This is a genomic window from Ochrobactrum sp. RH2CCR150 (assembly GCA_014138095.1).
In the GTDB taxonomy this organism is placed as follows: domain Bacteria; phylum Pseudomonadota; class Alphaproteobacteria; order Rhizobiales; family Rhizobiaceae; genus Brucella; species Brucella gambitense.
Window position 1 is genome coordinate 72,693 of sequence record JACGXE010000014.1, and the last position, 11,665, is coordinate 84,357.

The window sequence follows — 11,665 nt, forward strand, 5'->3', positions numbered from 1 at the left end:
TGCGCGGTCCATTCGCGAGCGTAGAACTTTTACCGATCTTCCTATCAGTGATGTGCATTTGCTTGGTAGGCATGTGCGGTAAGAAAATGAGAATAGCGCTGTTGGGCGATGTGGTTTTCCATCGATCGCTGGAATGAACAAGCCTCCACTCTGCCCTTGTCTAAGCGACCATCATAGGGCATAAAATCCATATAGTTGGAATCCAAACTAATTTCAAAGGAACATCACTACGTAACTATCGGGAGGAAATTATGGGAAGAAAAATCTGCATACCTGGGAGGGGCGCGTCATGAACAACATTCATCACGCGGAGGGGAATAAAGACGTAGACATCGGCGAGTTGCTGGATGAAGGTCCGTGGACAACCGTCCAACGTATCGTGGTGCTGATTGCAGCCCTATCAATCGTTCTTGATGGCTTCGACGGTCAGCTTATCGGATATGCAATTCCTGTGCTTATTCAAGAATGGGACGTCTCACGGGCAGATTTTGCCCCTGTCGTCGCTTCTGGCCTATTTGGGATGGCATTCGGGAGTGCCTTTGCAGGTCTCATTGCTGATCGTTTTGGCAGACGACTGGCTGTGATTTTGTCTGTCATCACATTTGGGCTCGCTACAATGGCCATCGGCCTGTCCCAGGGAATTTGGTCTATTGCCTTTTTCCGTTTCATCGCCGGCCTTGGGATTGGTGGCGCTCTTCCAACGTCGACAACTATGACCGCTGAATACACGCCTCGAAGATACCGGACGGTTGCGATTACTGCAACTATTGTGTGCGTTCCGCTTGGTGGCATGCTTGCAGGGATCTATTCATCCTGGGTCTTGCCAACGTTTGGATGGCGAACACTGTTCATCGTAGGTGGAGGGATTTCAGTTCTCTTTTCCGCTTTGTTGATCACATCTTTTCCTGAGTCTCCGCGCTGGCTATCACGCCAACCAGCCAAAGCAAAGGTTCTCGCAGATCTGCTTGCAAGGATCGAGCGTCCAGTTCCCGCTGGAGCAAGGCTTATCGACCCGACGGAACGGATCAGTGGCAAGAGCGGGATCTCAACTTTGTTCAATGATGGCCGAGCCTTGAGCACTGTCGCTCTATGGACCGCGTTCTTTACTACACTTTTGTCGGTATATCTCGCGTTCAGTTGGCTTCCGACGTTATTGACATCGGAAGGATTAAGCCTCTCGTTGGCAGGTTCGGGTCTAACAGCTTACAATCTTGGCGGGGTGATTGGTGCATTGGTCTGTGCGGTCGCGATAGATCGGTTTGGTTCCCGCAGCCCGCTCGTATTCTGTTCTTTCGCGGCTGCAGCCACGGCACTTTTCTTGAGCGAGCTCAACGAGATGGAAGCGACGACCATGTTGATCGTCGGCATCGGGCTACATGGCCTGTTCGTTAACGCGGTGCAATCAACAGCATATGCTGTCGCCGCCAATCTCTATCCAACAGAGGTACGTGCGACCGGTACTGCGGCTGCCCTGGTAATAGGACGACTGGGTGCGATATCGAGTGGATTTGCCGGAGCAACCGTAATCGCAAGTGGAGGTGCGCAAAGCTATTTTGGGGTGTTGTTCATTGCGATGGCAATATCTGGATTTGCCTTTCTGATCCTTCGCAAGCATATTCCGCGTGCATCTCATTAGCTCACAACAGTGGATGCGGGTTGTAATTTCTCCCGCATCCTCAGTGCTCCACTTGCCGCTCAATTTAGACAACCGCATTGACGATTACAGCGATACTCATACATCCACGCCGTGCACCGTTAACGCAACCGGATTGCAAGGAAAGTAATGAAGCATGGGCCGGATCATGGATTGATACGAGGTGCCACCGTCAATAGAAATTGTGACGGCCCCTATCGACAACCAAAAGAAACCTGCTCGTTAGATTGTAGGCGGTCGGCGGACGGACCACCACGTCAATCGCGGCGACGAAATAACGAAGCATCTATGTCGTGTCGTTGCAGCCTAGCATAAAGGCTGCGACGCGGCAGTTGCAGCACTTCGGCAGCAGCACCCACATCGCCGTTGCAGCGCTCGAGCGTGGCGCGAATGACCCCCTCCTCGAATCGATCCATCTGCTCGGAAAGGGGCAACGCGCTCGGTTCATGTGCAGGATTATGCCGCAAACCAAGCACCACCTGTTTGGCGTAGTTGCGCAACTCCCGAACATTGCCAGGCCAGTCGTCCGAATGAAGTCGCGACTCGATGGCCGCGTCGATTGCGGGACGCGGCTGCCCGAACTGGCTGGCAGCCTCGTCGAGAAAATAGGCAAAAAGCAGACCGATATCCTTGCGACGCTCACGCAAAGGCGGGATGCTCAGGCGTACGGTTTCGAGCCGGTAGAAAAGATCGGAACGGAAACGTCCCGCTGCAACGGCTCCGTCCAGATCGCCCTTGGCAGCTGCAATCACCCGCAAGTTGACGGCACGCGGCTCGCCGGACAGCGAGGGTAGCTCACGCTCCTCCACAACCCGCAGCAACTTGCCTTGCAGATTGACCGACATGCTGTCGATCTCGTCGAGAAAAAGCGTACCCCTGTCCGCATCGACGATCCTGCCACGGTGGATACGATTACCAAACAAGACTTCATCGGCCACGGTATCGGGAAGTGCAGCACAATCAATCGCAACAAAGGCGCGCGCATGACGCACACTCCAGCGGTGCAGCAAACGGGCGACAAGTTCCTTGCCAGTTCCGGTCTCGCCTTCGATCAGCACGTCAACATCGACGCTCGCCAATTGGCGGATCGTATCGCGCAACCGCACCATGACCGGTGTTTCGCCTAACAATGGATAGTCCTGCTCAGCTTCCGCGGCAGCACGGCGCAGACGCCGGTTTTCCAGCACCAGTCGGCGCATTTCCAGCGCGCGGCGTACGCTGGAGATCAGGTGGTCGGCTGCGAAGGGCTTGGTAATGAAGTCAAAGGCGCCCTTCTTGAGCGCCGTGACGGCCATACCGATGTCGCCATGGCCGGTCATCAGAATAACCGGCAGTTCTGGATCGCGCGCCATCAGTGCTTCCATCACGGCATGGCCATCGATACGCGGCATACGAATATCGGTGACGACAACGCCAGGAAAATCGGCGGTCAGATTGGCAAGCGCCGACTGGCCATCCCCATGGGTTTCAATATCGATCCCCGCGATTTCGAAGGAATCCGCAAGGGCCGTGCGAAACGGCACATCGTCATCGACCAGCATCACGCGCAAGGGCTCACTTCCCGTCATGCTCACCATCCTTATGAACGCGTTTCCATGTCGCAGCAAACGCCGCTCCGCCCAGCGGTGAAGGAACGACCCGCAGCGTTCCTTCCAGTTCTGTCATCAGATCGCGCGCGATACCAAGCCCGAGACCAAGTCCCTCAGGTTTACCGGTGACAAAGGGGCTGAAAATTTCGTCGGCCAGTTCCGGTTCAATGCCAGGGCCATTATCCGCAACGACCAACGACACTTGCTCATCGTCTTGCTCGATGATGATTGCGACATGCGGATCGGGATGCGTCATCACCGCATCAAGCGCGTTTTGCAACAAATTGACGAGCACCTGTTCCGAGCGGATACGGCAGGCGAACACCATCAATTCTGATCGTTCCGGCATATCCAACGGGACATTGGCATTGCGAAAACGGTCGCCCATCAGCACCATCGTGCCATCGACCAGCTCGTTCAGTGGTATCGGCCGCGCGACGCTGCCGCGTCTACGGGCAAAGCGGCGCATTTCCTGCGTGATGAAACCAATGCGCGCCGTCAGATCGACGGAGGTCGCGAGATTTGCGGCAACCTTGTCGAGCTTACCCGCGGACAGATAGTGTTGCGCATTCTCGTTCAGTGTGCGGATGGTCGCAACCGGCTGGTTGATTTCGTGCACGAGGCCCGCAGTAATCGAGCCAAGCGAGGCGAGCCTGTTTGCCTGAGCCAGTTCCTCCCGCGCATCGCGAAAACGTTTGTCGGCGCACGCACGCTCGACCATCTCGGCACTCAGTTCCGCCGTGCGTTCGGCAACAGCCGTTTCAAGCGCCGCGCGGTCAGCAGCTGCACGAGCAGCACGCGTCATGCGCCAGTAGAAAGCCGCAGCAAGAAGCAGCACCACCAGCATCGCCGCAACCGTGATCAGTCGCGCCAAATCGTGTGCCGCCCGCATGGACGGTGCAGTCGGCTCGATATGGACGAGTTTCAGCTCGGTCCCCGCGATAGGTTCTTCAACGACGATGAACGGCGCTCCGGAAGGTCCGCGCATCGAACCTCCAGGCTCGAACGCATAATGGCTCGGCTGGAGATCGGCGGCATGGAATTGGCCGCTTTGGATAATCTTCGCCCGTTCGGCGGTGGTAATCGGCTGGAAAGACCGCAAGTCTTCCGGCGTATCCGTCGACGCCAGAATGATTCCGCGTGGATCGTTCACGAAGGTCTGGCCCGGGTCGTTTGACCATGTGTGCACCAGCCGGTGAAACTCGAATTTGACCACCACCACACCGACAGGATTGGTCTCGTCGCCGATACGCCTGGAAAGGAAAAGGCCGAAACGCCCGCTCAGATCGCCGATGGCGTAATATTCTGCATCACCAGCAGCCATGGCGCCCTGAAAATAGGGGCGATAGCTATAATTGCGTCCAACAAAGCTTTCCGGCGTGCCTGCATTCGACGAGGCAATAACTACACCGTCACGGGCGATGACATAGATGATCGGCGAGCCGATTTCGTGAGCCAGAAAGCCGAGATTGGCATTCAAGCGCGCAACCGCATCCTGCGATCCGCCTGCCAGCACGTCTCGCAGGTCACTATATTCCTTCAACGCGATAGGCAAGAGACGAAACTTGGCCAGTTCGCTGTCGATCAGACGTGTTTGCTGACGCGCAACAAGCGTTGCGTTCTGACGCAACCGCTCTATAGCGCCCCGCTCTGTCCATAGCTTTGCAGCTGTCCAGAAACCCGCTACCAGCACAACAGCCAGTACAAGAAGCAGGACTTTCACCGCATTTCGCGAGATCTTCATTTGTGCAGGATTATGCAATCACTCACCAAAAGTCACGCAGATTTTTGCACAAATCACGCGAATTTAAGCAGCCTTTGGACAATTTTTCCAATGTTTTTCAATGAATTAAACTTTTTAATGCCTGTCGCTGGTGATTGAAATCCGCGTCCCGCATCTTATCGCGACCACGAAAATGGGAGTTTCGTCAGGAGGAGTTCATCCATGCAGCGACATCATTGCCCGTCTCAGATTGATCGGACCGGGATTTCAATTTCTTTAATCCCGACGGCCGTTTTGCGGCAAAGCACAGTTCGCTTCTGAACCTTCTTTCGCAATTGCAGACAATTCGGCTTCGGGTTCCATGCCGCCCGGCACCATGACCCGTTTGAAGCCCCCACCAAAAAGCCACCCGACAGGCAGCGTAATGAAGTTGCGTTTCTGCAACGGGTCGCACCTCAGATATCGAGACATGTGAAGGAACAACAATGGCCTCAATAACATCCGAACGGAGTGATGCGCCGAGCACCAACAGCCGGCTTAAATCAATCATTGGTGGTTCGACCGGCAATCTTGTCGAGTGGTTCGACTGGTATGTCTATGCTGCCTTCACGCTCTATTTTGCGCCGCATTTCTTTCCGTCCGACAGCCAGACTGCACAGCTCTTAAGCGCCGCAGCCGTCTTTGCCGTCGGTTTTGTTATGCGTCCGATCGGTGCGTGGATCATGGGCATTTATGCCGACCGCAAGGGCCGCAAGGCCGGTCTGGCGCTTTCCGTGACGCTGATGTGCGCCGGCTCGCTGATCATTGCGCTCACCCCCGGATATGAAACCATCGGCATCGTCGCGCCAGCCCTTCTCGTTCTCGCACGGCTGATGCAGGGCCTGTCGGTCGGCGGCGAGTATGGCGCAAGCGCCACCTATCTGTCTGAAATGGCCGGAAAGGACCGACGCGGCTTTTTCTCGTCGTTCCAGTATGTCACGCTGATTTCCGGTCAGCTTTTGGCCATCCTTCTATTGATCGTCCTTCAATCGACCATGGAAACTTCGGCTCTTGAATCCTGGGGCTGGCGTATTCCATTCTTCATCGGCGCTCTCCTTGCAGTTGTCGTCTTCTGGTTGCGTCGCGGACTTGCAGAAACCGAAAGCTTCAAGAACGCCAAAGCGAATGATGCGCCAAAGTCGGGCTTCTGGACCCTGATCAAGTACCATCCAAAGGAAACCGCACTGGTCATGCTTCTGACCGCTGGTGGCACGCTCGCCTTCTATGCTTACTCGATCTACATGCAGAAGTTTTTGGTCAACACGTCTGGCTTCAGCCGTGAAGTGGCGAGCCAGATCAATGCCGTCACGCTTTTTGTCTTCATGTGCCTTCAGCCCATTGCCGGTGCGCTGTCGGATAAGATCGGTCGCAAGCCGCTGATGATCGCTTTCGGCGCGGCCGGTGTGCTCTTCACCTATCCGATTTTCACCACGCTGGAACAGACACGCGATGCATGGACTGCCGGGCTCCTCGTCATGGCGGCACTGATCATCGTAACCGGTTACACCTCGATCAATGCGGTGGTGAAGGCGGAACTCTTCCCTGCGCATATCCGGGCGCTCGGCGTAGCGCTTCCCTATGCTCTCGCCAATACGCTGTTTGGCGGCACGGCAGAATATGTTGCGTTGAGCTTCAAGAATGGCGGCTGGGAACGCGGCTTTTACTGGTACGTCACGGTCATGATCGGCATTTCCCTGATCGTCTATCTGCGCATGCGAGATACAAGCAAGGACAGCATGATCAAGGAAGACTAGTTCTATTCCCTCCCTAGCATGAAGAATACCGGGCCCCAAAAAGGCCCGGTATTCTTATCAAGGAGTCTCCGTTTTCGGAGATGCCTAGGCAGCGTGGACGAATTTGAGCCAGTATCTTGCGGTTGCAATATGAACCACGCTGATGAAACTCTCAGGGAGTTGGTCAGTGGCAATGGCGCGGTTGATTTTCAGTCCTCCAAACATCCGTTCGACTAAGTTGCGTTGTTTATACAGCGTGCGATCATATTCAATCTTCCCACAGCGGTTTGCTCTGCCGGGAATGACGGGTTTGGCATTGCGGCTGGCGAGATCATTACGAATGGCATCCGCATCATAGCCCCAATCAGCAAGAAGCGCCCGTGGCGCTTGCTCGGTTAAGCTGATCAATGTGTCATAAGCTTAGCAATCTGCTGTCGCGCCAACTGTTAGGTGGAAAGCAAGCGGTTTTCCTCTGGCATCAGCCAGACAGTGAAGTTTACTGGTGAACCCGCCCCGCGAGCGGCCAAGAGCGCGTCGATGAATCCCCCTTTTCCGCCCGCTGCCGAAATATGGGCGCGAACCGTGCTGCTATCGATGCTGTAGTGGCGGCGTTGTCACGTTACCAGAAGATGATTGCGCTGATAGCGGTGGGGCTGGAATTCACGCGAATTTCCAAACGACAACTTCCCATTCCGCCATCGCTTGCTGGCGGTGAATTTGGATGGCGAGAGCAGAGTGTTTAGAGCGGGGCGGGACAAACAGATTGCGAAGAGCCGAGAAGATCGAAATGAAGCGTTGGAGGCTTCCTGGCGATCGGAAACCTTGCATCGTCCTTTGCCGCTTTCGCAGCGGCAGATGCGAATTCTCAGCTCGATTGTTGAGCCCCTTGTGCGACCGATGCTCGATTGCCGGCGTTACTTGCCGCCGGGCTGCTCCATAGGATCGCAGCTTGTCTGTAATCATGCGTTTTGGCGCGACGCCCTGTTTCTTCAATAGGCGTATCAGCAATCGAAATCGCTTGGCAGCCTTGGCGCTGCGGCGGTTCTGGACTACCTCGTCAAGGACGTATCCGTCCTGATCGACGGCTCGCCAAAGCCAATATTTCTTACCAGCGATACTGACGACGACTTCATCCAGATGCCAGATATCGTTTGGGCCAGGACGCTTCCTTTGGAGCCGACAGGCACAATCCGGGGCGAATTTCAGTCCCCATCGACGGATGGTCTCATACGAAACGACAATACCGCGCTCCAGCAGCATTTCCTCGACCAAGCGCAGGCTCAGCGGAAAGCGAAAGTAGAGCCACACCGCATGGGCGATGATCTTGGGCGGAAAACGGTGGCGTTTGTAGCAGATGGGCGAGCTGTTCATACACCTGCATCTATCGCAGCGGATCCGAACAAGCAGTTACTGTGACGACACCAGGCAACCTGCTCGAAGCCCTGATCAAACAACTTGGCAATGCCATCTGGATACCTATTCCAAGGTCGGAATCTGGGCGAGTGTCCGTGGAGGGATCAGTTCTCTTTCCCCGAACACTAGCACAGATCGCATTCATCAACGGATCGTCCAGGTGCAATACCAGATTGGGGCAGATAGTCAGCTTTATGACGGTGACGACGGCACGCTTTATTTCGGGCTTGCTCGAAAATATGGGACCGCACATAGTCCGATAAAGTCATCCATTGGCGGCGGCTCCATTGATACAAGCGACTGGGGCGTTCACGGATCGATGACCTGGTATGGCAGTCAGGGCTTCTACATCGATGCGCAGGCAAAAACGATGTGGTACAGAGACGGCTTGTTTTCCAGTACGATCAATAATGCCATCGCGAATGGTAAGCACGGTTTCGGCTATGCTCTAGGTCACATACCCATAAAATAGTTTTCGGTTTGAATGGTTTGTGATTCACTGTCTGCATTGATTTGGAGGCAGTGATGCGCGTTTTGATTTAACAGATTTCGAATGGTCCGTGATTGAGCCGCTTCTTCCGACCAAAGTGCGTGGTAAGGCCCGCGTTGACGATCGGCGTGTTTTGAACGGTATATTCTGGCGGCTGAGAACAGGTGCGCCCTGGGCAGACATTCCAGCCCGCTATGGACCTTATACGACCTGTGTAAATCGCTTCAACAGATGGCGTCATGCCGGGCACTGGGCGCGCATTCTCAACGCGATATCAGAAGCTTACGACGGTGATATCGAGCTGATCGACTCCTCGTCAATCCGCGTGCATCAACATGCGGCCAACGGCCAAAAAAAGACGAACGATCCGGTTGCATGGGTCGTTCGCGCGGCGGGATGACCACAAAAATTCATGCGCTTGTCGATGCTGATGGTCGCCCAATTCGCCTGAAACTGACTGCCGGACAAGCACATGACGGACGTTCGGCAGCCGATATGTTTGAGACGCTCGGGTCTGGGCAGATACTATTGGCAGATCGCGCTTACGACAACGACAGCTTGCGCCAAAGTCTCAAAGAACGAGGAGCATGGGGGCTGTATCCGCCCCATGCCAAACCGTGTGAATATCCCCGCCTTCAGTCCATGGTTCTATAAACAACGCAACGCCGTCGAAAGGTTCTTCAACAAACTCAAACACTTCAGGGCCATCGCAACCCGATACGACAAACGCGGCGATAATTTCCTCGCATCTATCCAGCTTGCTTCAATTCGTATTTCGCTTTGATCTTATGAGTCAGTCACCTAGGCCGTGCACTCATAAATATGCTAGCTATTTGAATAGATTAGTGATTCAAAGGCCTCGGATTTGGAGGTCTTTGATGTCACGTCGTCGCTATGAACTCACAGAACGGGAATGGTCGATTATCGCGCCGCTGTTGCCGTGCAAACCACGTGGCGTGCCCCGAGTTGATGATCGCATGGTGCTCAATGGCATTCTGTGGCGCTTCCGCACCGGCTCGTCATGGTCAGAAATCCCTGAACGCTATGGTGTTGCAACGACCTGTTACAACCGGTTTGTTCGCTGGCGTTGTGCCGGTGTCTGGGATCGGCTTCTGGAAGCTGTCTCAGAGGCCTATGACGACGATATCGTGATGATTGATAGCACCTGTGTTCGTGTTCACCAACATGGAGCCACAGGAAAAAAGGGGATGCTGACGATGGTTGCATGGGACGTTCCCGTGGCGGCCCCACAAGCAAAATCCACGCAATTGTTGATGCAGAAGGCCGTCCGATCAATCTTTGCCTGACGGGTGGCCAGGTTGCTGACTGCTCTCAGGCTGAAGGCCTCATGGCTTGTATCAAAGAAGGCAGCACGCTGCTTGCCGACAAAGCTTACGACACCGATGCCATCCGCAAGACAGCAGCAGGCTACAAAGTATGGGCCAATATTCCTCCCAAATCCAACCGCAAGGGCGTCTTCGCGTTCTCACCATGGATGTATCGCCAGAGAAATCGGGTCGAGCGGTTCTTTAACCGCATCAAACACTATCGTGGTATCGCCACACGTTACGATAAAAACCCCGCCAATTTCCTCGCTGCAATCAAACTCATCGCTGTCCGCATCTGGTGTATCAGTTTATGAGTCTACATTCTAAGTGTCGAGGCCAGGAATGAATTCGCGCTCGATCAGTCTCGGTCACTCACGCAACCAGAGCGCATCCGTTTTAAGTTGGGTCATAACCGCAAGTGGCAAAGTAGTTGGCGCACTCGGTTGGTTTGAACAATGTTATGACTTGGCGGACGGCATCCTATAGAGCTTCGACGGTGCGTTCGGCTATTGCACGCCGATGTGCTTTGAGTTTCGAGAATGCCATCTCTACTGGATTGAAGTCTGGACTGCAGGGTGGCAGATACCGCAGCTGCGCACCTGCCTCCTCAATCGCTTCTCTGATGCCCACAACCTTATGAGCAGGTAAATTGTCCATGATCACGATGTCACCGGGTGTCAGTGTTGGCACGAGCACTTGTTCGATATAAGCCCGAAAGGCGTCGGCATTCATTGCGCCATCCAGCACCATCGGTGCTGTCATGCCTGAGAGGCGGAGCGCACCGGTAAACGTCGTTGTTTTCCAGTGACGATGTGGGATGCCTGCGTGATATCTTTCGCCTCGTAGGCCGCGCCCACGCAACCACGCCATCTTCGTATTCAGTCCTGTTTCGTCGAAAAAAAACCGAGCCTTTCAAGATCAAGCTGGCTTTCAAACCACGCCTCGCGCCCGCTCATCAGGCCTGGCTGTTCTTGCTCCAATGCATGTGCGGTCTTTTTTTGTAAGTGAAGCCACGTGCCCGTAGCCAGGCATTCACAGCACTCCGCACAATCTGGAGGCCGCGCTCTTTAGCCAGACGCGCAACCATTTCGTTAAGCGTGATACCTTTGCGCTCTTCAATCATACTCACGATGAAATCTTCATGGGCATCAAGTCTCGAAACGCGTCGTCGACCCGAATGCCGTGCTTCCAACTCACCATCCCGAGCACGAGAAACCCAGCGGATCGCTGTCGCTGCGGACACCCCGAACCGTGCACCCGCGTTGCGTGCCGACAATCCTTCGCTTGCAGCCTTCAATACACGTGATCGCAAATCAGTGCTTAATGCTCGTCCCATCGAAAGCCTCCTTATCTGGAAACCTTGAATCAGACAGATTACCGATTGTCACCTCAAAACTGATTCAGCCTTCAAAGGACACACTCTAGCTTCAATCGAAACACCCGGGCAAAATCAAGAATGAGAGAGACCCCTACTAAAAATGCGACTTTACCCGCTTGAGAAATACTCAAGGGTTCCAACTTCAAATAGCATTGAAGCGGCACTTATAATCTAAAAAACTTTAAATAACAACCAGTAGTCATTCGAAGTCTTTGCAGAGATCGCGGTATAGTTGTTACCGGAGATAGGGCCGCTTTCAACCTGACTACAAGTTTGCGACATAGGCCTGAAAGAACTTGCAAGCTGGAATGCGTGAAA

9 protein-coding genes and 2 pseudogenes are annotated in these 11,665 nt (G+C 54.4%); 5 read left to right on the forward strand and 6 right to left on the reverse strand.

The features are described 5' to 3' along the window. The first annotated feature begins 289 nt into the window (after nucleotides 1-289). Nucleotides 290-1,636 (forward strand): MFS transporter, encoded by a 1,347-nt coding sequence (locus FHW03_RS21220; protein ID WP_182522439.1) that lies wholly within the window; start codon nucleotides 290-292, stop codon nucleotides 1,634-1,636. Between the two features lie 275 nt (nucleotides 1,637-1,911). Here FHW03_RS21220 and FHW03_RS21225 read toward each other — a convergent pair whose 3' ends face one another. From FHW03_RS21225 to FHW03_RS21235, 3 genes are all read right to left on the reverse strand, one after another. Beyond that, the gene (locus FHW03_RS21225) at nucleotides 1,912-3,222 is read right to left on the reverse strand and encodes a sigma-54 dependent transcriptional regulator (protein ID WP_182522440.1); all 1,311 of its coding nucleotides are present in this window, start codon (nucleotides 3,220-3,222) and stop codon (nucleotides 1,912-1,914) included. Continuing rightward, nucleotides 3,209-4,987 carry an ATP-binding protein gene (locus FHW03_RS21230; protein ID WP_182522441.1) on the reverse strand — a complete coding sequence of 593 codons (1,779 nt, stop codon included), beginning with the start codon at nucleotides 4,985-4,987 and terminating at the stop codon, nucleotides 3,209-3,211. The genes FHW03_RS21225 and FHW03_RS21230 overlap by 14 nt, the downstream gene beginning before the upstream one ends. A 255-nt stretch (nucleotides 4,988-5,242) precedes the next feature. Beyond that, nucleotides 5,243-5,410, reverse strand: a complete 168-nt coding sequence (locus FHW03_RS21235) for a hypothetical protein (RefSeq protein WP_182522442.1) — start codon at nucleotides 5,408-5,410, stop codon at nucleotides 5,243-5,245. A gap of 41 nt (nucleotides 5,411-5,451) precedes the next feature. Between FHW03_RS21235 and FHW03_RS21240 the strand changes: the two genes are divergently transcribed. Further along, nucleotides 5,452-6,759: an MFS transporter gene (locus FHW03_RS21240; RefSeq protein ID WP_182522443.1), complete on the forward strand. Its 1,308-nt coding sequence runs from the start codon at nucleotides 5,452-5,454 to the stop codon at nucleotides 6,757-6,759. Between the two features lie 84 nt (nucleotides 6,760-6,843). Here FHW03_RS21240 and FHW03_RS26120 read toward each other — a convergent pair whose 3' ends face one another. After that, complete coding sequence (locus FHW03_RS26120; protein ID WP_377515390.1) at nucleotides 6,844-7,146, reverse strand: hypothetical protein; 303 nt, start codon at nucleotides 7,144-7,146, stop codon at nucleotides 6,844-6,846. Between the two features lie 252 nt (nucleotides 7,147-7,398). Next, a complete protein-coding gene (locus tag FHW03_RS21250) occupies nucleotides 7,399-8,109 on the reverse strand; it encodes an IS6 family transposase (protein ID WP_182522444.1) in 711 nt (236 codons plus the stop codon). On the opposite strand from FHW03_RS21250, the gene FHW03_RS21255 reads away from it, so the two are divergent. The 3 genes and pseudogenes from FHW03_RS21255 to FHW03_RS21265 all read left to right on the forward strand — a co-directional run bounded on the left by FHW03_RS21255 (nucleotide 8,093) and on the right by FHW03_RS21265 (nucleotide 10,283). Next, entirely contained in the window at nucleotides 8,093-8,623 is a 531-nt protein-coding gene (locus FHW03_RS21255) for an autotransporter outer membrane beta-barrel domain-containing protein (protein WP_182522445.1), read from the forward strand. The genes FHW03_RS21250 and FHW03_RS21255 overlap by 17 nt on opposite strands. A 58-nt stretch (nucleotides 8,624-8,681) precedes the next feature. Then, nucleotides 8,682-9,425, forward strand: a pseudogene (locus FHW03_RS21260) (IS5 family transposase); the annotation flags it as partial. Nucleotides 9,426-9,519: 94 nt separating this feature from the next. Beyond that, a protein-coding gene (locus tag FHW03_RS21265) for an IS5 family transposase (RefSeq protein ID WP_182522446.1) occupies nucleotides 9,520-10,283 on the forward strand; the annotation gives its coding sequence in 2 pieces (ribosomal slippage) (nucleotides 9,520-9,841 and nucleotides 9,841-10,283; 765 coding nt in all). Nucleotides 10,284-10,365: 82 nt separating this feature from the next. On the opposite strand, the pseudogene FHW03_RS21270 reads toward FHW03_RS21265, so the two are convergent. Next, nucleotides 10,366-11,305, reverse strand: a pseudogene (locus tag FHW03_RS21270) (IS630 family transposase). Between the last annotated feature and the right edge of the window lie 360 nt (nucleotides 11,306-11,665).